Genomic DNA, 19942 nt, shown 5'->3' with positions numbered 1-19942 from the left:
CGTATGGATGCCAACCACCACGGAAAATAGACAGACTATGCAAGATAGCGCCAATCAGCCCGGATTTTTGTTCCACGACTACGAAACCTTCGGCACCCGCCCCTCCCTCGACCGGCCGGCGCAGTTTGCCGCCATCCGCACCGATGCGGATCTTAACGTCATCGGCGAGCCCGAGGTGTTCTACTGTAAGCCGGCCGACGACTATCTGCCGCAGCCGCAGGCGGTGATGATTACCGGCATCACGCCGCAGGAAGCAATCGCCAAAGGCGACAACGAAGCCGCCTTTGCCCGCCGCATTCACGATCTGTTCACGGTGCCGAAGACCTGCATTGTGGGCTACAACAACGTGCGTTTCGATGACGAAGTCAGCCGCAACATTTTCTACCGCAACTTCTACGATCCCTACGCCTGGAGCTGGCAGCACGATAACTCGCGCTGGGATCTGCTGGACGTGATGCGCGCCTGCTACGCGCTGCGCCCGGAAGGCATCAACTGGCCGGAAAACGATGACGGCCTGCCCAGTTTCCGCCTTGAACATCTGACGGTGGCCAACGGCATCGAGCACAGCAACGCCCACGATGCGATGGCCGACGTTTACGCCACGATCGCTATGGCGAAGCTGGTCAAAACCCGGCAGCCGCGCCTGTTCGACTACCTTTATACCTTCCGCAATAAGCGCAAGCTGGCGACGCTGATTGACGTGCCGCAGATGACGCCGCTGGTGCACGTCTCCGGGATGTTCGGCGCCGCGCGCGGCAACACCAGCTGGGTCGCTCCGCTGGCGTGGCATCCGGAGAATCGCAATGCGGTGATTATGGTTGACCTTGCCGGCGATATGTCGCCGCTGCTGGAGCTGGACGCCGACGCCCTGCGCGAACGGCTGTATACCGCCAAAGCCGATCTCGGCGACCTGGCGGCGGTACCGGTCAAGCTGGTCCACCTCAACAAATGCCCGGTGCTGGCCAAGGCCAATACGCTGCGCCCGGAAGACGCAGAGCGTCTGGGCATCAACCGTCAGCGCTGCCTCGATAACCTGCAGCTGCTGCGCGGCCAGCCGCAGGTACGGGAAAAAGTGGTGGCAATTTTTGCCGAGACGGAGCCGTTCGTGCCTTCCGATAACGTCGATACTCAGCTCTATAACGGCTTCTTCAGCGATGCCGACCGCGCGGCGATGAAGATTGTGCTGGAGACCGAGCCGCGCAACCTGCCGGCGCTGGACATTACCTTTGCCGACCCGCGCATCGCGCGCCTGCTGTTTAACTATCGCGCGCGAAACTTCCCGGGCAGCCTCGATGAAGCCGAGCAGCAGCGCTGGTTAGCGCATCGTCGGGAAGTGTTTACGCCGGAGTTTTTACAGGCCTACGCCGATGAGCTGCAGACCTTGCAGCAGCAGTATGCGGACGCTAATGAAAAGCTGACGCTGGTGAAAGCGCTGTGGCAGTACGCGCAGGAAATTGTGTAGGCTAAAAAAATTCCCGGCCTGCGCGACGCAGGGCCGGGAACGATTATTTACCCTTTCGCGCGGCTGGCGATAATCGCCTCCGCCACGTTACGCGGGGCCTCCGCGTAGTGATGGAACTCCATGCTGTAGGTCGCCCGCCCCTGGGACATCGAGCGCAGGGTCGTGGAATAGCCGAACATTTCGGCCAGCGGCACGTCGGCGCGAATGATCTGGCTGCCGAAGCGCTCTTCCATCCCCTGCACCATGCCGCGGCGGGAGGAGAGATCGCCCATAATATTGCCGGCGTACTCCTCCGGGGTTTCCACCTCCACGTGCATCACCGGTTCGAGGATTACCGGATCGGCTCTGCGCGCGCCCTCCTTGAAGCCAAAAATGGCCGCCATGCGGAAGGCCATTTCCGAGGAGTCGACGTCGTGGTACGAACCAAAAGTCAGGGTCGCCTTGACGTCCACTACCGGATAGCCCGCCAGCACGCCGGTGCCCATCGCTTCACGCAGGCCTTTTTCCACCGAAGGAATGTACTCCCGCGGCACCACCCCGCCCTTGGTGGCGTCTTCAAAGACGAAGCCGCTGCCGGGCTCCAGCGGTTCGAGAGTCAGCACCACGTGGCCGTACTGCCCCTTGCCGCCGGACTGGCGGACAAACTTGCCCTCCACCTCTTTCACCGTTTTGCGGATCGTCTCGCGGTAGGTGACCTGCGGCCGGCCGATATTCGCCTCGACGCCAAATTCGCGTCGCATCCGGTCGACGATAATTTCCAGGTGCAGCTCGCCCATCCCGGAAATAATCGTCTGCCCCGACTCCTCGTCGGTATGCAGGCGGAACGACGGATCTTCCGCCGCCAGGCGCTGCAGCGCAATGCCCATTTTCTCCTGATCCGCTTTGGTTTTCGGCTCGATAGCCAGCGAAATCACCGGCTCCGGAAACTCCATGCGTTCGAGGGTGACGATCGCGTTCGGATCGCACAGCGTGTCGCCGGTGGTGACGTCTTTCAGGCCGACGCAGGCGGCGATATCGCCGGCGTGCAGCTCGTCCACCTCGTGGCGATCGTTGGCGTGCATCAGCACGATGCGGCCAATACGCTCTTTTTTACCTTTAACCGGGTTATAGACCGCATCCCCTTTCTTCAGGGTACCGGAATAGACGCGGATAAAGGTCAGCTGGCCCACGTAGGGGTCGGTCATCAGCTTGAACGCCAGCGCCGACAACGGTTCATTGTCGTCAGGATGACGCTCCGCCGGCCGGCCCTGCTCGTCAACGCCCTGAATCGCCGGGATATCCAGCGGGGACGGCATCAGTTCGACGACCGCGTCGAGCATCCGCTGGACGCCTTTATTCTTAAAGGCGCTGCCGCACAGCACCGGCTGGATCTCGCCGGCAACGGTGCGCTTACGCAGCCCGGCCACGATCTCAGCCTCGCTCAGATCGCCGGTTTCGAGATATTTGTCCATCAGCTCATCGCTGGCTTCCGCCGCCGCGGAGACCATTGTCTCCCGCCACTGGCGGGCGGTTGCCATCAGCGAATCCGGTACCGGCGCATAGCTGAAGGTCATCCCCTGGGTCGCGTCGTCCCACAAAATGGCGCGCATTTTGATAAGGTCCACAACCCCGACGAAATGCTCCTCGGCGCCGACGGGAATCACCACCGGCACCGGGTTGGCCTTCAGGCGGTCGATCATCATCTGCACCACGCGGAAGAAATCGGCACCCGGGCGGTCCATTTTGTTGACGAAGGCCAGCCGCGGGACGTGGTACTTATTCGCCTGCCGCCAGACGGTTTCCGACTGAGGCTGCACACCGCCAACGGAGTCGTAGACCATCACCGCGCCGTCCAGCACCCGCATGGAGCGCTCGACTTCAATGGTAAAATCGACGTGCCCGGGGGTGTCGATGATATTAATCCGGTGCGGCTCAAAGCTGCGGTCCATGCCGGGCCAGAAGCAGCTTACCGCGGCGGAGGTAATGGTGATCCCACGCTCTTGCTCCTGCGCCATCCAGTCGGTTGTTGCCGCGCCATCGTGTACTTCACCCAGCTTATGGCTCATTCCGGTATAAAACAGAATGCGCTCGGTGGTGGTGGTTTTACCGGCATCGATATGCGCGGAGATACCGATGTTGCGATAACGTTCGAGGGGGATGGGTCGGGGCATGATGCGTCCTTAGTCATTTTTGACTGTCAGTGAGCGGCGAAATGGCCGCGGTTCGTTTAACGCCCTCTATCATAGTACAACTGTACGAGTATATTCGAACTATTTTTGCTATCGTTACTATTGCTGAAGCTGCGGGCAGCGCGCGTGGCTTTAGGGATTGAGTTTGGTATATTACCGGCCAGCCGCCGATACGGGGCGCCGTTCCGCGGAGCAGCGCCCCGCCGACACAGGAATATTATGATCGCCAATCACCCCGAACGTGAACAAATCCGCCTTGAAAACGTGCTTTTTGCCCTTGGAAACCCGCTGCGGCTGGAGATTATTCGCATCCTCGCCGACGGCAGCGAGCAGAGCTGCAACGCCCTGCGCCATGAGGACGTCGCCAAGTCAACCATGACCCACCACTGGCGCGTGCTGCGCGATAGCGGCGTGATCTGGCAGCGTCCGCAGGGACGGGAGAATATGATTTCGCTGCGCAGGGAGGATCTGGAGGCGCGTTTTCCGGGGCTGCTGGATACGCTGCTCCGCGTGATGCGCCAGGAAACGCGGGCGTGACGGAAACAAAAAAGCCGGAGGTCTCCCCCCGGCTTTTTTTATCCTGACGCGCAATCAGGCAATATCTTCGTACTGCGGAACCGGGTTGCGGAAACGACGGGTTACGCAGGCCAGGTAGACCAGGCCGATGGTGCCCCAGATCAGGCCCAGAACCATAGAGCTCTGTTCCAGGTTGACCCACAGGGCGCCTACGGTCAGCGCGCCGCAGGTTGGCAGCACCAGGTAGTTGAGGTGGTCTTTCAGAGTCTTGTTACGCTTCTCGCGGATCCAGAACTGCGAAATCACCGACAGGTTAACGAAGGTAAAGGCCACCAGCGCGCCAAAGTTAATCAGCGCCGTGGCGGTCACCAGGTCGAATTTAATCGCCAGCAGCGCAATCGCGCCCACCAGCAGGACGTTAAACGCCGGGGTACGCCATTTCGGGTGAACGTAGCCGAAGAAGCTGGTCGGGAAGACGCCGTCGCGGCCCATCACGTACATCAGACGGGAAACGCCCGCGTGCGCGGCCATGCCGGAAGCCAGAACGGTGACGCTGGAGAAGATCAGCACGCCCCACTGGAAGGTTTTGCCCGCCACGTACAGCATGATTTCAGGCTGCGACGCCTCCGGATCTTTAAAGCGAGAGATATCCGGGAAGTACAGCTGCAGGAAATAAGAGGCACAGATAAAGATCATCCCGCCGATCAGCGCGGTCAGGAAGATAGCCCGCGGGATCACGCGCTCTGCGTCTTTGGTCTCTTCAGACAGAGAAGAGATGCCGTCAAAGCCGAGGAACGAGAAGCACAGAATGGTCGCGCCGGTAATCATCGGCACCACGTGGGCACCTTCGGACCAGAACGGACGGGTGCTGGTTAGCGTACCGCTGCCTTCACCGTGCATGATGCCGTAGATGATCAGGCCGACGATAACCGCCACGATGCCCATCTGCAGAACCACAATCAGGGTATTGAAGTTCGCCACGGCCTTGATGCTGCGCAGGTTAGAGACGGTCATAAAGCCGACCAGCGCGACGACGAAGATCCACGACGGAATAGAAGGCATCAGCGCTTCAAAGTAAATCTTCGCCAACAGGATGTTGATCATCGGCATAAACAGATAGTCGAGCAGCGATGACCAGCCAACCATAAAACCAACGGCCGGGCTGATAGATTTCTGCGCGTAGGTGTAGGCGGAGCCTGCCGACGGGAAACGGCGAACCAGTTTACCGTAGCTCAGCGCCGTGAAAAGAATCGCGACCAGCGCGAAGGCGTAGGCCGTCGCAACGTGACCGTCGGTCAATCCAGAGACGATACCAAACGTATCGAACAGCGTCATTGGCTGCATATAGGCCAGGCCCATCATGACAACCGGAATCAGCGTAAGCGTTTTACGTAATTCCACGCGAGAGGTTTTTGGAGTAGCGTTATGCGACATTGTGGTCATCCCCTTTTACGGCGAAAGCCATCGCGTAAGCAAAAAATTGCCCCATTTCTGTGTATTCCTCAGCGACAACAACTGTCGGTTTTTAGTAAATATCTATCCGGTACGAAGCCCGGCCTCTTGGTATTGAATGATGTGTCTTTAAAGCAAAAAAATAACCGACGCTTTAAAAAGCGTCGGCTAGTTTCTGTTTTTCAGGCCGCGTATTTTGCAACATTTACTGGCCGGATGACAAGCCGTTGAAGAGTCAAAAAATTGTAGGAGTCATTTAACAGACTAATATTCATACGATTTTAGTATTGTATATCCGGCGAATAGCATTATTTGCTAAAACCGCATTCTGCCACCATCCGCTGGCGAGGCCGCAAGCGTCCTCATGCCAGCCAATCCACGCCCGATGTATCGGCTGATGGGCGGCGACCTCTTTCATTATCAGCTCGCCGCGGTCAAGCGGGCCCTCGACCAGGTAGCGCGGCAGGTAGCCCCAGCCGAGACCGGCGCAAACCAGCGCCAGCTGGCCAGGGTAATCAAATGCCGCCAGATGCTCCCGATCGTCGGCGGACGGCCAGCCGCCGCCGCAGATAATGGCGCGATGGCGCTTCATCCCCCTCCAGCTCAGCGGGTCCGCCATCTGCGCCAGCGGATGCTGCGGCGCGACGACGAAAACATGCTCCAGCTCGCCCAGCAGGCTGAAACCGTAGCCGCTGAGCGCCGGCGGATCGCTTAACGCCCCCAGCACGATATCCGCCCGCCCTTCGACCAGCGCCTCCCAGCGGTCGGGAGGCGTCTCGCGACAAAAGCGCAGCTGGGCCAGATTGTGCTGCTGGTAGAACTGGCCCACCAGCGGCGCCAGCAAAGAGAAGGGAAAGGTGGCGTCCACGGCAATGACCAGCGCGTTTTCCCAGCCCTGGTGCAGCTTAATCGCCTGTTTTTCCAGCTCGCGGGCGGTGTGCAGCACTTCACGCCCCTTTTCCAGCAGCAGCTGCCCGACGGGGGTAAAGCGCGCGCGGTGTCCGCTGCGGTCAAGGAGCTGAATATTAAGATCGCTTTCCAGCTTGTGAATGGTGTAGCTCAGCGCGGAGGGCGTTTTATAAAGCTTTGCCGACGCCGCGGCAAAGCTCCCCTCTTTTTCCAGCGCATCGAGAATAACGAGGACATCCAGCAGTGGTTTCATCGCCGCCCCCTTACGGTTCGCGATCTCCCGCTGACTGATTACTCCATCGGCATCACCAGCGGGTCCGGGTACTGATACTCAAACCCCAGCTCGTGGCAGATGCGATTGCCGTCGATAATTTTGCCGGTATCGCCGTCCGGATTATCGGCAAACACCGGTTCCGGGAGGCCAAGTTCGCGGGCCATCTGCGGATAGAAGACGCCGCGGGCGGGATGCTTTGGCGCACATATATTATAGATGTGTCCACCCTTCGGGGCCTGCAGCAGCAGCTCAATCGCGGCGATAACGTCCTGCAGATGGACCAGATTAACCCCCTGCTGCCCGTCCGGCGCCGACTTGCCGGCAAAGAAGCGTCCCGGGTGGCGCGACGGCCCCACCAGCCCGGCGAGGCGTAAAATATCCACCGAAGTGCCCGGAAGGTTATGCAGCCAGTCCTCCAGCTCTTTAAGCACCCTGCCGCTGGCGGTTTGCGGATTGCGAGGGGCGCTCTCTTTTAAGATACCGCTGGCGTTGCCGTACACCGAGGTCGAGCTGGTAAAAATGATTCGCGGAACGTGGTGGGCTAACGCCGTATCCACAATTTCCTGCACCGCCTGCAGGTAGAACTCCTCCCCCGGCCCGGTGCGGCGAGCCGGTAAGGTGATCACCAGCGCATCGACGTTCATCAATGCATCCAGATCTTCCGTGTCGCAAACCAGCTGGGGCTCAAGGCGCAGCGGATAGCCGTCAATGCCGCACATCCGCGCCGCCTCCACGCCATCCTGCGTCGTCTTACTGCCGGTGACCTCCCACCCGCGCGCCATCAACGACAGCGCAAGGGGCATACCTAACCATCCTAATCCGACAATCGCGACCTTTTTCATATCCTGGCTCCTGGCTCTTTCGCTGCGCTGACTTAAGGCTACGCCAGCCGGCGGCGGCTGACAATTTCTTCGGTGAATATGAAATGAATTAATGATAGTAAAAAGCCCTTGCTTTATGTCGCTGAACTGGTTTAGGTTAAAAGGCATCAAATGCATAGTCATTCAAAGAGAATTTTATGAACTGCGTTCAATCTAAAAACCACCATCATCACCATCATCCTGACTAGTCTTTCAGGCGATGTGTGCTGGAAGACGTTTGGATCTTCCAGTGGTGCATGAACGCAAAGAGAGCCCCCGGAAGATTTACTTCCGGGGGCTTTTTTTTGAATTAAATTCGGACAGATTCAGACAGGTATAAAGAGGAAAACAAGAATGTTAGACAACAGCCGTTTACGCATAGCTATTCAAAAATCAGGCCGCCTGAGCGAAGATTCACGCGAATTATTGAGCCGCTGCGGCATCAAAGTGAATCTGCACACCCAGCGCCTGATTGCGCTGGCGGAAAATATGCCGATCGATATTTTGCGCGTGCGTGATGACGATATCCCGGGCCTGATTATGGACGGCGTGGTCGACCTGGGGATTATCGGCGAAAACGTGCTGGAAGAAGAGCTGCTGAGCCGCCGCGCTCAGGGCGAAGACCCGCGCTACTTCACCCTGCGCCGTCTTGATTTCGGCGGCTGCCGCCTGTCGCTGGCCACGCCGGCGGACGAGCGCTGGGACGGCCCGGCGGCGCTGGACGGCAAGCGTATCGCCACCTCCTACCCGCACCTGCTGAAGCGCTACCTCGACCAGAAAGGGATTTCCTTTAAGTCCTGCCTGCTGAACGGCTCCGTTGAAGTCGCCCCGCGCGCCGGCCTCGCCGACGCGATTTGCGACCTGGTCTCTACCGGCGCCACCCTCGAAGCCAACGGCCTGCGTGAAGTGGAAGTGATGTTCCGCTCCAAAGCCTGTCTGATCCAGCGCGACGGCGACATGGCCGACGGCAAACAGCAGCTGATTGACCGCCTGCTGACCCGTATTCAGGGCGTGATCCAGGCCCGGGAATCGAAATACATCATGATGCACGCGCCGACCGAGCGCCTGGAAGAAGTGGTGGCCCTGCTGCCCGGCGCCGAGCGGCCGACGATTCTGCCGCTGGCCGGTGATAAGCAGCGCGTCGCGATGCACATGGTCAGCAGCGAAACCCTGTTCTGGGAAACCATGGAAAAACTGAAAGCGCTCGGCGCCAGCTCGATCCTGGTGCTGCCGATTGAGAAGATGATGGAGTAATCCAGCCAGCACGGGCCCCGCCGGGCCTGTCTCAGAGATTAAACAGGGGAAACAACCATGAGCTTCAACACAATCATCGACTGGAACAGCCGCAGCGCCGAACAACAGCAACAACTATTAATGCGCCCGGCGATTTCCGCATCCGACAGCATCACGCGCACCGTTGCTGAGATCCTCGATAACGTCAAACAAAACGGCGACGCGGCGCTGCGCGAGTACGGCGCAAAGTTCGATAAGACCGAGGTCAAGGCGCTGAGAGTCAGCGACGAGGAGATCGACGCCGCCGGCGAGCGCTTGAGCGACGAGCTTAAACAGGCGATGGCGGTTGCGGTACGCAATATCGAAACCTTCCACAACGCCCAGCGCCTTGCGGGGGTGGACGTTGAAACGCTGCCGGGCGTGCGCTGCCAGCAGGTCACCCGACCGATTGCCTCCGTCGGCCTCTATATTCCCGGCGGCTCGGCGCCGCTGTTCTCGACCGTCTTAATGCTGGCGACGCCGGCGCGCATCGCCGGCTGTCAGCAGGTGGTGCTGTGCTCCCCGCCGCCCATCGCCGATGAAATTCTCTATGCCGCCCGGCTGTGCGGCGTGCGGAATATCTTCAACGTCGGCGGCGCCCAGGCGATTGCGGCGCTGGCCTTTGGCAGCGAATCGATTGCCAAAGTTGACAAAATCTTTGGCCCGGGTAACGCCTTCGTGACCGAGGCTAAACGCCAGGTCAGCCAGCGTCTCGACGGCGCGGCAATCGATATGCCCGCCGGCCCGTCCGAAGTGCTGGTGATTGCCGACAGCGGCGCGACGCCGGACTTCGTAGCGTCGGACCTGCTGTCGCAGGCCGAGCACGGCCCGGATTCGCAGGTGATTCTGCTGACCCCGGACGCCGAAATGGGCCGCCGCGTCGCCGAGGCCGTTGAGCGCCAGCTGGCCGATCTGCCGCGGGCGGAAACCGCGCGCGAGGCGCTCTCCGCCAGCCGCATCATCGTGGCGCGCGACCTCGCGCAGTGCGTGGAGATCTCCAACCAGTACGGTCCGGAGCACCTGATTATTCAAACCCGCAATGCCCGTGAGCTGGTCGACAGCATCACCAGCGCCGGGTCGGTGTTCCTCGGCGACTGGTCGCCCGAGTCGGCGGGCGATTACGCCTCCGGCACCAACCACGTGCTGCCGACCTACGGCTATACCGCCACCTGTTCCAGCCTCGGCCTGGCGGATTTCCAGAAGCGCATGACGGTGCAGGAGCTGTCGCGCGAAGGTTTTTCCGCCCTGGCGTCAACGATTGAAATTCTCGCCGCCGCCGAGCGCCTGACCGCCCACAAAAATGCCGTGACGCTGCGCGTTGCAGCCCTAAAGGAGCAAGCATGAGCATCGAAGATTTAGCCCGCGCTAACGTGCGCGACCTGACGCCATACCAGTCTGCTCGTCGCCTGGGCGGCAAAGGCGACGTCTGGCTCAACGCCAACGAATTCCCGACCGCGGTTGAGTTTCAGCTCACTCAGCAAACGCTGAACCGCTACCCGGAAGGCCAGCCGAAAGCGGTGATTGAGAACTACGCCCGCTATGCCGGAGTGAAGCCAGAGCAGGTTCTGGTGAGCCGCGGCGCCGATGAAGGCATCGAGCTGGTGATCCGTGCCTTCTGCGAGCCGGGCCAGGACGCGGTGCTCTACTGCCCGCCAACCTACGGGATGTACGGCGTCAGTACCGAAACCTTCGGCGTGGACCGCCGGACGGTGCCAAGCCTGAGCGACTGGCAGCTCGATCTTCCCGGCATCGCCGCCAATCTCGACGGCGTGAAGGTGGTCTTTGTCTGCAGCCCCAACAACCCGACCGGGCAGGTGATTAACCCCGACGATATGCGCGCGCTGCTGGAGATGACCCGCGGCAAGGCGATTGTCATCGCCGACGAAGCCTATATCGAGTTCTGCCCGCAGGCGACGCTGGCCGGCTGGCTGAGCGACTATCCGCACCTGGTGGTGCTGCGCACGCTGTCGAAGGCCTTTGCCCTCGCCGGCCTGCGCTGCGGCTTTACCCTGGCCAGCGCCGAGGTAATTAACCTGCTGATGAAGGTTATCGCCCCCTACCCGCTCTCAACGCCGGTCGCCGATATCGCCGCCCAGGCCCTCAACGCCGAGGGGATTGCCGCCATGCGCGCCCGCGTGGCGCAGATCGTGGAGGAGCGCGAGTACCTGATTGGCCAGCTGCGCGGTATCGCCTGCATTGAGCAGGTTTTCGATTCCGAGACCAACTACATCCTCGCGCGCATTAAAGCCTCCAGCGCGGTGTTTAAATCATTGTGGGATCAGGGCATTATCTTACGAGACCAGAATAAACAACCCTCATTAAGCGGCTGTTTGCGTATCACTGTCGGTACCCGTGCAGAGAGCCAGCGCGTAATTGATGCCTTGACTGCGGAGAGTGTATGACCCAGAAGTTTCTCTTTATTGACCGTGACGGTACGCTGATTTCCGAGCCACCGGTTGATTTTCAGGTAGATCGCTTTGAAAAGCTGGCCTTTGAGCCGCAGGTGATCCCCGCCCTGCTGAAGCTGCAGCAGGAAGGCTACCGGCTGGTGATGATCACCAATCAGGATGGTCTGGGCACCGAGAGCCTGCCGCAGGCGGAGTTCGACGGCCCGCACAACCTGATGATGCAGGTGTTTGCTTCCCAGGGCGTGAACTTTGAAGAGGTGCTGATTTGTCCGCACCTGCCGGCGGAAGGCTGCGACTGCCGCAAGCCGAAAACCCAGCTGGTGCTGCCGTGGCTGGAAGAAGGCGTGCTGGATAAAGCCCACAGCTACGTCATCGGCGATCGCGCCACCGACATTGAGCTGGCGGACAATATGGGCATTATCGGCCTGCGCTACGACCGCGAGACCCTCGACTGGCCGACCATTTGCGAGCAGCTTACCCGCCGCGACCGCTACGCCCACGTTGAGCGCAATACCAAAGAGACCCAGGTCGATGTGAAGGTCTGGCTGGATCGCGAAGGCGGCAGCAAAATCCACACCGGCGTCGGCTTCTTCGATCATATGCTCGATCAGATCGCCACCCACGGCGGCTTCCGCCTCGAGATTAACGTCGGTGGCGACCTCTATATTGACGATCACCACACGGTGGAAGATACCGGCCTCGCGCTGGGCGAAGCGCTGAAGCTGGCGCTGGGCGATAAGCGCGGCATCAATCGCTTCGGCTTTGTGCTGCCGATGGACGAGTGCCTGGCCCGCTGCGCGCTGGATATCTCCGGGCGTCCGCACCTCGAATATAAGGCAGAGTTTGCCTATCAGCGCGTCGGCGACCTAAGCACCGAGATGGTGGAGCACTTCTTCCGTTCGCTCTCCTACACCATGGCGGTAACCCTGCACCTGAAAACCAAGGGCAAGAACGACCACCACCGCGTCGAGAGCCTGTTTAAGGCCTTTGGCCGCACGCTGCGCCAGGCAATCCGCGTGCAGGGCGACACGCTGCCATCTTCGAAAGGGGTGCTGTAATGAACGTGGTGATCCTCGATACCGGGTGCGCCAACCTCAATTCGGTGAAGTCGGCGATTCTCCGCCACGGCTATCAGCCGGCGGTGAGCCGCGATCCGGACGTGGTGCTGCGCGCCGATAAGCTGTTTTTACCCGGCGTGGGCACCGCCCAGGCGGCGATGGACCAGCTGCGCGACCGCGAGCTGATTGAGCTGGTGAAGGCCTGCACCCAGCCGGTGCTGGGGATCTGCCTCGGCATGCAGCTGCTTGGCCGGCGCAGCGAAGAGAGCAACGGCGTCGATCTGCTGGGCATTATTGATGAAGACGTGCCGAAGATGACCGACCACGGGCTGCCGCTACCGCATATGGGCTGGAACCGCGTGTATCCGAAAGCGGGGAATCGCCTGTTCAGCGGTATCGAGGACGGCGCCTATTTCTATTTCGTCCACAGCTACGCGATGCCGGTCAATCCGCACACCATCGCGCAGTGCAACTACGGCGAGCCGTTCACCGCCGCGGTACAGCAAGATAACTTTTTTGGCGTGCAGTTTCACCCGGAGCGCTCGGGCAGCGCCGGCGCCCGGCTGCTGAAAAACTTCCTGGAGATGTGATGATAATTCCGGCTTTAGATTTAATTGACGGCACGGTTGTCCGTCTCCATCAGGGCGATTACGGCCAGCAGCGCGACTACGGTAACGATCCGCTGCCGCGCCTGCAGTCCTACGCCGCCCAGGGCGCAGAAGTGCTGCATCTGGTCGATCTCACCGGCGCGAAAGATCCTGCAAAGCGGCAGATTGCGCTGCTCAAGACCCTGGTAGCCGGCGTTAACGTGCCGGTGCAGGTCGGCGGCGGCGTGCGTACGGAAGAGGATGTCGCGGCCCTGCTGGATGCCGGCGTCGCCCGCGTGGTGGTAGGCTCTACGGCGGTAAAATCGCCGGAGACGGTGAAGGGCTGGTTCAAACGTTTCGGCCCGCAGCACCTGGTGCTGGCGCTCGACGTGCGTATCGACGCCGCAGGGAATAAGCAGGTGGCGGTCAGCGGCTGGCAGGAAAACTCCGGGATAACCCTCGAGGAGCTGGTGGAAAGCTATCTGCCGGTTGGCCTGCAGCACGTACTGTGCACCGACATCTCCCGCGACGGCACCCTGGCCGGTTCCAACGTCTCTTTATATGAAGAGGTGTGCGCCCGCTATCCGCAGGTCGCGTTCCAGTCCTCCGGCGGCATCGGCGATCTTAACGATATCGCCGCGCTGCGCGGAACCGGCGTGCGCGGCGTGATTGTCGGCCGCGCGCTGCTGGAAGGTAAATTCAACGTAACGGAGGCCATTCAATGCTGGCAAAACGGATAATCCCCTGCCTCGACGTTCGCGATGGCCAGGTAGTGAAAGGCGTGCAGTTCCGTAATCATGAAATCATCGGCGACATCGTCCCGCTGGCGAAACGCTACGCCGATGAAGGCGCCGATGAGCTGGTGTTCTACGATATTACCGCCTCCAGCGACGGCCGGGTGGTCGATAAAAGCTGGGTTTCCCGGGTGGCGGAAGTTATCGATATTCCGTTCTGCGTCGCTGGCGGGATTAAATCGCTGGAAGACGCGGCGCAGATCCTCTCTTTTGGCGCAGACAAGATTTCGATTAACTCCCCTGCCCTCGCCGACCCAACGCTGATTACCCGCCTCGCCGATCGTTTCGGCGTGCAGTGCATCGTGGTGGGCATCGATACCTGGTTCGACGCCGATAGCGGCAAGTATCACGTGAATCAGTACACCGGCGACGAAGCCCGCACGCGGGTGACCCAGTGGGAAACCCTCGCCTGGGTAGAGGAAGTGCAGAAGCGCGGCGCCGGAGAGATCGTGCTGAATATGATGAACCAGGACGGCGTGCGTAACGGCTACGATCTTGCGCAGCTGAGCAAAGTCCGCGCCGTGTGCCACGTGCCGCTGATCGCCTCAGGCGGCGCCGGCACCATGGAGCACTTCCTTGAAGCCTTCCGCGACGCCAACGTCGACGGCGCGTTGGCCGCATCGGTGTTCCACAAACAGATTATTAATATTGGCGAACTGAAAGCGTACCTGGCAGCACGGGGCGTGGAGATTAGGGTATGTTAACTGAACAGCTGGACTGGCAAAAAACCGACGGCATGATGCCGGTCATCGTACAGCACGCTATTTCCGGCGAAGTCCTGATGCTGGGCTATATGAATCAGGAAGCGCTGGCGAAGACCGAAGAGAGCGGTAAAGTGACCTTCTGGTCGCGCACCAAACAGCGCCTGTGGACCAAGGGCGAAACCTCCGGCAATTTCCTCAACGTGGTGAGCATCACTCCGGACTGCGATAACGACACCCTGCTGGTGCTGGTTAATCCGATTGGCCCAACCTGCCATAAAGGCACGTCCAGCTGCTTCGGCGAAGCGGGACACCAGTGGCTGTTCCTCTATCAGTTGGAGCAGCTGCTGGCCGAGCGGAAGCACGCCGACCCGGAGAGCTCCTATACCGCGAAGCTGTACGCCAGCGGCACCAAGCGCATTGCGCAGAAGGTCGGGGAAGAAGGCGTGGAGACCGCGCTGGCCGCCACGGTACACGACCAGTTTGAGCTGAAGAACGAGGCGTCGGACCTGGTGTATCACCTGCTGGTGCTGCTGCAGGATCAGGGGCTGGATTTGACTGATGTGATTAATAATCTGAAGAGTCGTCACTGATCCCTTTCGCCCCCGCACTCGCGGGGGCTATTCGCTGAAGATCAGGCTTTCTTCTCCAGTAAGGTGCTGTAGAGATTAACATATGCATCAATCATATGTTCTGCAGTAAACATCTCCTCAAAGCGGCGACGAGAATTTGCCCCATAGCGCGCAGCCGTTTCATCACTGTTCCACAGTTCGTTCATCGCCTCGACTAACGCCGCGCTGTTATCCGGTGGGATCACGCAACCATTGACCTTATCCTGGTTGATAAACGAGGTTCCGGTGCCAATCTCACAGGAGATCAGCGGCCGGGCGAATCGCGCCCCTTCCAGTAAGGTAATACCAAACGCTTCTGAACGCAGGTGGGAGGGAAAAACGACCGCGCGACAAAGATGGAAGAGAATATATTTATCCTCATCATTCAACATGCCGGTAAATACAACGTTGCTCAGACCTCGCTGCTCCGCCTCCCGGCGAATTTCCGCTTCCAGCGGTCCGCCGCCGACAATGACGATCGGCAATCGACTACGTTCCGCAGCCTCAAGCAGAATATGCAGCCCCTTGTAGTAACGAAAGGCGCCGACGAAAAGGAAAAACTTATCCCCTACTTTGTCGCGCCAGTGTGCTACCCGCAGGGGATCGTGCTGCACATCATGCTGCTCAAGTCCGAAGGGAATAATTACCGTTTTGTCCTGATATTTCTCTAATGTCTCGCTTGAAGCCACATAGTTGGGCGATGAAGCGACGATGCAATCGACACTGGACAAAAAGCAATCCTGTAACGGCTGATATAACTTCATTAACCGTTTTTGTTTCACAATATCAGAATGATAGGTGACAACCGTTTTCGCTTCAGGTTGCGCCATAAGGTGCAGCATATCCATAAATGGAAACGGAAAATGATAATTAATGATATCGTAGTTATCTTTAATCTTATTAAATCGCTTTAGCGCACTCAGAGAAAACGGCGTGGAGGCGATTTCAATCAATTGCTTATTATAGATAACCTGATGTTCTTCATAAGCGACAGGCCCAGTATTTTTATCCGGACAAAAGGTAAATACGTCGGCTGCGATTCCCCGGCGAGCGCAGCCCTGACACAACTGATAAATGACCTGTTCAATACCACCGTAGGTATTCGGATAATAGGTCTTATAGACGTGTAAAACTCTCAACGTACACCCTTAAAGTAATTTATAGGCATTGATGGTCTGCGCCGTACAATTTTCCCACGAAAACCGTTGTGCCTGGACAAAGCCCCGCGTAATTGATATTTCACGCCAGTATTCATCCTGCAGACTTTGCAAAATATGAGCGCTTATCGCATCGACATCATTGGGATCGGATAATAATCCTGCGTCTCCGACGACTTCAGGCAATGAAGTCACATTGGAACATACTACCGGAATACCGCAAGACATTGCTTCAAGAATAGGTAAACCGAATCCTTCATAAAACGAAGGATAAACAAAGGTTCTGGCAGCCGCATACAAATATGGGAGATCGTCATCCGACACATAGCCTAAATAGCGAATCCAACCTTCCCTGGTGCCGCGCTCAACAATTTGCCATAGCGTTTCATCTTCCCAACCACGATAACCGCTGAGGATCAGCGGGTAGCGCATACGCGTTTCCACAGGCAATTGCTGATAGGCCAGGAGCAAACCACGAATATTTTTACGCGGCTCCATCGTACCAATATACAAGGCGTAACGTTGCCATTTTAACTGATACTTCTGCAACACTGGCTGGCATTCCGCCAGACTGCGCGGTACGTAATCACCACTACACGCCAGCCTGGTCGTGACTATGCGGTCAGCAGGGTAGTTGAACAAGCGAATAATCTCGCTGCGCGAAAAATCGGATACGGTCAGAATCAGCTTTGCCGACGCCATGCTTTCACGTATCGACTTCTCCATATAACGCACCCGATCTTTTGGATGGTACTGCGGGCAGGTAAATATCGAAATATCATGAAACGTGGTAACGGCGCGATCTAAATTGTGTGGCAGATAAAAATTAGGCCCGTGATAAATGTATTCTTTATAATCCCGCAACGCCCATGCCTGACGGCGCGGATGCAGAATCCTGTAGGCTTCAATGAATAATGAGCGCCGACGCATAAAAGCCGACAAGCGACCATGATTGCTCGCTTTATTATTAGATTTATGTTCAACATGGGGGATGGCATCAATAAATTTAGAACCATGAAATAGCTTAAGCTCTTCAATCTCACTGGATGCTGCCAGCCGTTTAACCAGTTCAAGAGAATAACGACCGATACCGGTTAATGGATATTTAATTGGCTCAGTTGCAAAAATAATTTTCATGACGAACTCATAGCCGAGGTGGTGATACCACCCCGATTCTTAGATTATTTATTCATGCCAAATTTCATAACCGGAAGATTTTCCAGCAAAAATTCAGCACTTTGCTTCCACGTTAACCACCCGATACTTTCGGAACGTGGATGAGCATCGTAATGATAAAGTTCCAACCACTCTTCAATAGCTCTTGAAATATCTTCAGGAGCTTCACCAGAAAAGTAAAAAGCATGCTCCTGAGCAATTTCCCTGAACACTGGAATATCACGAATAATAACCGGCAATTTTTTCTGTGCGGCCTCAATTAAAGGTAAACCAAAACCTTCACCCAATGAAGCGAAAATTAATGCCCGCGATTTAGCATACAATAAGGATAAAAACTCATCACTGATATTCTGAAGCCAGAAGAGTTTTTTGTTCAGCTGCGGATGATGACGTAGGCGTTCACAGAGATTATCCACATTCCAGCCCTGCTTACCGATGATAAACAGATTATAATCTTTACCTTGTCGCCACAACTCTTCAAATGCGGCGAGAGTTTGGGTATGCCCCTTACGAGGCTCCATGGTTCCTACCATAATGAACGAAGGTTCAACTTCCATTTTCGCCAGCAGTGCATCGGCATCATCAGGCAGACCGGTAGACGGTACACTCGCATCAAGATCGGCACCAAGATGGAAATTGCTGATCTTGAGCAACGGATTGGCTCTTACCCACTGAGAGTTTTCAGCAATCCATGCTTTTACATCTTCAGCTACGCTTGCCGAAACGCAGACCAGCCTGTCAGCGTGTTGCGCCAGGCAAGAAAGCCAGATGGGAAATTCGCGCTGAACGCCCTCAATACTCCATTCAGGTCTTCTGAGCGGCAGAATATCATGAACCACAAAACAAGCAGCGACGCCCGCAGTGCGCATGCTATCGATCTGGGTCACAACTTCCGGGAACAAATGAGCGGTCAGGTCGGTCGCAATCAGAATATCGCCTTTGCTGAACAGTACCGGTTCATCCGCGCCAAATTCGCCATCAAAATGAGACGATAAATATTCATTAGCGTAACGATAACACTCGCCAGGCGTGTAATACACGGCGCTCACCTGATAACCTTCGACGCCGGCCTTCAGCAGTTCGCTCAGAATACTGCGCGATACGCGCTGAATACCCGTTTTCGCATCATGCTTCACGAGGACGGAAATATCCACCAGAAGCTTGCGGGTATGACTTTGAAAACTATTACGCGCAACCGCCCACGCCAGACCAAGACGGTCCACTTCGTTCAACATCTCAATTTTACGCATCGAATTAATCCGCGATGCATAGAGATTTTCGAGAGATAAGGTCGCTGGATCGACAGGCTCGTCAAGCAGATGCACAAAACCTTCGATGGCCAGTTCCGCGGTGTTCGCCCAGGAAAACTTCGCCGACTGCGTCAGCGCGTGCTGTTTAAGAGCGGCAAAGAATTCGGTATCAGTTAATGCTCTTTCCATTACACGACGAATATCCTGCACGTCGCGCGGATCGAACATCGCCTCGTCCCAGCCAATCACTTCCGGCAGACTGGTGACATTAGAACCCAATGTCGCCGCCCCGCAGCGCATCGCTTCAAGCGGAGGTAATCCAAACCCTTCATGCAGAGACGGGAAAACAAAAAGCTTACAAAGGTTATATAGCGCAATCAAATCGCTATCGGCTAAAAAGCCGGTGAAAATCAACTGACTACGCGACAACCCATAACTTTCTGCTAACCGAAGGATGCGTTCCAGATCGTCTGGATGCACCTTATAAGCGAGCACCATTGGATAACTCTGTTGCAATTCTTTCGGCAACTGACTATAGGCATGAATCAGTGATTCAATATTCTTCCGGGGCTCGATCATAGCCAGAGTTAAAATAAACTCATCCGGTAGATTATATTTATTCCGTAATGTCTGAAGGGTATCATCTGAATACGTCAGAACAGAAAACTCTTCGCCTACCGCGGAAGAAATATTAAAGACCCGGGTCGCCGGAATATCAGTGTATTCAATAACCTCTTGCGCCGCAGATTGCGAAATAGCGAAAATTGCGTCCGCACGTTCATATTCCGCCAGCTTATTCATATAGAATTCGCGGAAATTAGGATCGCCAAGATAACGTTCTTTATTCAGCAAGGGGATCAGATCGTGGCAGACACAAACGGTCTTCCACGGTACTTTATCAGCTGGAATTGATACCGTATAGCTATCGCCATGCCCTTCAAAGAAGCTAATAACATAGACAATATCAGGGTTAATGTTCGTAATTGCGATATCCCGCGCGGCCTGCGCCGCCCGGCTACGACCGTGGTTATCTATATTACAATAAGCCGTCGGGGCCACAGCAGAAAAAATAAACATTTCTTCTTCGGGAAGAATATCCTGATAGGCTGCTTTAACATCATTAATATTGTCAACAGGGTACATCCCATTGATCAAAATACTGACACGATGCTTACCGGAATTCTGGATAATCGCCCGACTCATGGCCAAAGTGCTTCGTCCAATACCGCGGAATTTACTTTCCGATTGATATCCCTGGACATCGATCAAAATATGCAAGCGAATCTC

The 19942-nt window shown here is 57.0% G+C and carries 18 protein-coding genes and 1 other annotated feature; of the genes, 11 read left to right on the top strand and 7 right to left on the bottom strand.

The window, feature by feature from the left end; genetic code table 11:
• The first annotated feature begins 37 nt into the window (after positions 1–37).
• Positions 38–1462 carry an exodeoxyribonuclease I gene (gene sbcB / locus AC1M2H_RS09615; protein ID WP_480151200.1) on the top strand — a complete coding sequence of 475 codons (1425 nt, stop codon included), beginning with the start codon at positions 38–40 and terminating at the stop codon, positions 1460–1462.
• A 47-nt stretch (positions 1463–1509) separates the two neighbouring features.
• On the opposite strand, the gene fusA is transcribed toward sbcB, so the two are convergent.
• Positions 1510–3612 (bottom strand): elongation factor G, encoded by a 2103-nt coding sequence (fusA, locus tag AC1M2H_RS09610; protein ID WP_480151199.1) that lies wholly within the window; start codon positions 3610–3612, stop codon positions 1510–1512.
• Between the two features lie 237 nt (positions 3613–3849).
• On the opposite strand from fusA, the gene AC1M2H_RS09605 reads away from it, so the two are divergent.
• Positions 3850–4167 carry an ArsR/SmtB family transcription factor gene (locus AC1M2H_RS09605; RefSeq protein WP_480151198.1) on the top strand — a complete coding sequence of 106 codons (318 nt, stop codon included), beginning with the start codon at positions 3850–3852 and terminating at the stop codon, positions 4165–4167.
• A 54-nt stretch (positions 4168–4221) separates the two neighbouring features.
• Here the strand turns inward: AC1M2H_RS09605 and AC1M2H_RS09600 are convergent, their stop codons facing one another.
• From AC1M2H_RS09600 to AC1M2H_RS09590, 3 genes are all read right to left on the bottom strand, one after another.
• Complete coding sequence (locus tag AC1M2H_RS09600; protein ID WP_480151197.1) at positions 4222–5580, bottom strand: APC family permease; 1359 nt, start codon at positions 5578–5580, stop codon at positions 4222–4224.
• A gap of 289 nt (positions 5581–5869) precedes the next feature.
• On the bottom strand, positions 5870–6760 hold the full coding sequence (locus AC1M2H_RS09595; RefSeq protein WP_480151196.1) for a LysR family transcriptional regulator: 891 nt from the start codon (positions 6758–6760) through the stop codon (positions 5870–5872).
• Between the two features lie 38 nt (positions 6761–6798).
• Entirely contained in the window at positions 6799–7623 is an 825-nt protein-coding gene (locus AC1M2H_RS09590) for an SDR family oxidoreductase (RefSeq protein WP_480151195.1), read from the bottom strand.
• Positions 7624–7799: 176 nt separating this feature from the next.
• Here AC1M2H_RS09590 and hisL point away from each other — a divergent pair, with 176 nt between their 5' ends.
• The 9 genes from hisL to hisIE all read left to right on the top strand — a co-directional run bounded on the left by hisL (position 7800) and on the right by hisIE (position 15054).
• Positions 7800–7850 (top strand): his operon leader peptide, encoded by a 51-nt coding sequence (gene hisL / locus AC1M2H_RS09585; protein WP_115193915.1) that lies wholly within the window; start codon positions 7800–7802, stop codon positions 7848–7850.
• Positions 7826–7948, top strand: a sequence feature (His leader region). It overlaps the preceding gene by 25 nt.
• A 47-nt stretch (positions 7949–7995) precedes the next feature.
• On the top strand, positions 7996–8895 hold the full coding sequence (gene hisG, locus AC1M2H_RS09580) for an ATP phosphoribosyltransferase (protein WP_480151194.1): 900 nt from the start codon (positions 7996–7998) through the stop codon (positions 8893–8895).
• Positions 8896–8952: 57 nt separating this feature from the next.
• Positions 8953–10257, top strand: coding sequence for a histidinol dehydrogenase (gene hisD / locus AC1M2H_RS09575; RefSeq protein WP_480151193.1), 1305 nt, complete (start codon positions 8953–8955; stop codon positions 10255–10257).
• The gene (hisC, locus tag AC1M2H_RS09570; RefSeq protein WP_480151192.1) at positions 10254–11315 is read left to right on the top strand and encodes a histidinol-phosphate transaminase; all 1062 of its coding nucleotides are present in this window, start codon (positions 10254–10256) and stop codon (positions 11313–11315) included. Before hisD ends, hisC begins: the two co-directional genes overlap by 4 nt.
• Positions 11312–12379: a bifunctional histidinol-phosphatase/imidazoleglycerol-phosphate dehydratase HisB gene (hisB, locus tag AC1M2H_RS09565; protein ID WP_479463686.1), complete on the top strand. Its 1068-nt coding sequence runs from the start codon at positions 11312–11314 to the stop codon at positions 12377–12379. Before hisC ends, hisB begins: the two co-directional genes overlap by 4 nt.
• The gene (gene hisH / locus AC1M2H_RS09560; protein ID WP_480151191.1) at positions 12379–12969 is read left to right on the top strand and encodes an imidazole glycerol phosphate synthase subunit HisH; all 591 of its coding nucleotides are present in this window, start codon (positions 12379–12381) and stop codon (positions 12967–12969) included. Before hisB ends, hisH begins: the two co-directional genes overlap by 1 nt.
• Entirely contained in the window at positions 12969–13706 is a 738-nt protein-coding gene (hisA, locus tag AC1M2H_RS09555; protein WP_480151190.1) for a 1-(5-phosphoribosyl)-5-[(5-phosphoribosylamino)methylideneamino]imidazole-4-carboxamide isomerase, read from the top strand. Before hisH ends, hisA begins: the two co-directional genes overlap by 1 nt.
• Positions 13688–14464, top strand: a complete 777-nt coding sequence (gene hisF, locus AC1M2H_RS09550; protein ID WP_480151189.1) for an imidazole glycerol phosphate synthase subunit HisF — start codon at positions 13688–13690, stop codon at positions 14462–14464. The genes hisA and hisF overlap by 19 nt, the downstream gene beginning before the upstream one ends.
• Positions 14458–15054 carry a bifunctional phosphoribosyl-AMP cyclohydrolase/phosphoribosyl-ATP diphosphatase HisIE gene (gene hisIE / locus AC1M2H_RS09545; RefSeq protein WP_480151188.1) on the top strand — a complete coding sequence of 199 codons (597 nt, stop codon included), beginning with the start codon at positions 14458–14460 and terminating at the stop codon, positions 15052–15054. The genes hisF and hisIE overlap by 7 nt, the downstream gene beginning before the upstream one ends.
• A gap of 41 nt (positions 15055–15095) precedes the next feature.
• Here hisIE and AC1M2H_RS09540 read toward each other — a convergent pair whose 3' ends face one another.
• Genes AC1M2H_RS09540 through AC1M2H_RS09530 form a run of 3 tightly spaced genes read right to left on the bottom strand, consistent with a single transcriptional unit; the run spans position 15096 to position 19933 of the window.
• Positions 15096–16211: a glycosyltransferase family 4 protein gene (locus tag AC1M2H_RS09540; RefSeq protein ID WP_480151187.1), complete on the bottom strand. Its 1116-nt coding sequence runs from the start codon at positions 16209–16211 to the stop codon at positions 15096–15098.
• 9 nt (positions 16212–16220) lie between these two features.
• A complete protein-coding gene (locus tag AC1M2H_RS09535) occupies positions 16221–17366 on the bottom strand; it encodes a glycosyltransferase family 4 protein (RefSeq protein ID WP_480151186.1) in 1146 nt (381 codons plus the stop codon).
• A 44-nt stretch (positions 17367–17410) separates the two neighbouring features.
• Positions 17411–19933 carry a glycosyltransferase family 4 protein gene (locus AC1M2H_RS09530; RefSeq protein ID WP_480151185.1) on the bottom strand — a complete coding sequence of 841 codons (2523 nt, stop codon included), beginning with the start codon at positions 19931–19933 and terminating at the stop codon, positions 17411–17413.
• Positions 19934–19942 lie beyond the last annotated feature (9 nt).

The organism is Klebsiella sp. F11 (genome assembly GCF_056712265.1).
The sequence above is the reverse complement of the archived record's forward strand: the minus strand, read 5'-3'. Positions and strand labels throughout refer to the sequence as shown.

Bases quoted from the DNA above. Each gene is read 5' to 3' on its own strand.
- sbcB (WP_480151200.1), top strand. From the start codon at position 38: ATGCAAGATAGCGCCAATCAGCCCGGATTTTTGTTCCACGACTACGAA.
- fusA (WP_480151199.1), bottom strand. From the start codon at position 3,612: ATGCCCCGACCCATCCCCCTCGAACGTTATCGCAACATCGGTATCTCC.
- AC1M2H_RS09605 (WP_480151198.1), top strand. From the start codon at position 3,850: ATGATCGCCAATCACCCCGAACGTGAACAAATCCGCCTTGAAAACGTG.
- AC1M2H_RS09600 (WP_480151197.1), bottom strand. From the start codon at position 5,580: ATGTCGCATAACGCTACTCCAAAAACCTCTCGCGTGGAATTACGTAAA.
- AC1M2H_RS09595 (WP_480151196.1), bottom strand. From the start codon at position 6,760: ATGAAACCACTGCTGGATGTCCTCGTTATTCTCGATGCGCTGGAAAAA.
- AC1M2H_RS09590 (WP_480151195.1), bottom strand. From the start codon at position 7,623: ATGAAAAAGGTCGCGATTGTCGGATTAGGATGGTTAGGTATGCCCCTT.
- hisG (WP_480151194.1), top strand. From the start codon at position 7,996: ATGTTAGACAACAGCCGTTTACGCATAGCTATTCAAAAATCAGGCCGC.
- hisD (WP_480151193.1), top strand. From the start codon at position 8,953: ATGAGCTTCAACACAATCATCGACTGGAACAGCCGCAGCGCCGAACAA.
- hisC (WP_480151192.1), top strand. From the start codon at position 10,254: ATGAGCATCGAAGATTTAGCCCGCGCTAACGTGCGCGACCTGACGCCA.
- hisB (WP_479463686.1), top strand. From the start codon at position 11,312: ATGACCCAGAAGTTTCTCTTTATTGACCGTGACGGTACGCTGATTTCC.
- hisH (WP_480151191.1), top strand. From the start codon at position 12,379: ATGAACGTGGTGATCCTCGATACCGGGTGCGCCAACCTCAATTCGGTG.
- hisA (WP_480151190.1), top strand. From the start codon at position 12,969: ATGATAATTCCGGCTTTAGATTTAATTGACGGCACGGTTGTCCGTCTC.
- hisF (WP_480151189.1), top strand. From the start codon at position 13,688: ATGCTGGCAAAACGGATAATCCCCTGCCTCGACGTTCGCGATGGCCAG.
- hisIE (WP_480151188.1), top strand. From the start codon at position 14,458: ATGTTAACTGAACAGCTGGACTGGCAAAAAACCGACGGCATGATGCCG.
- AC1M2H_RS09535 (WP_480151186.1), bottom strand. From the start codon at position 17,366: ATGAAAATTATTTTTGCAACTGAGCCAATTAAATATCCATTAACCGGT.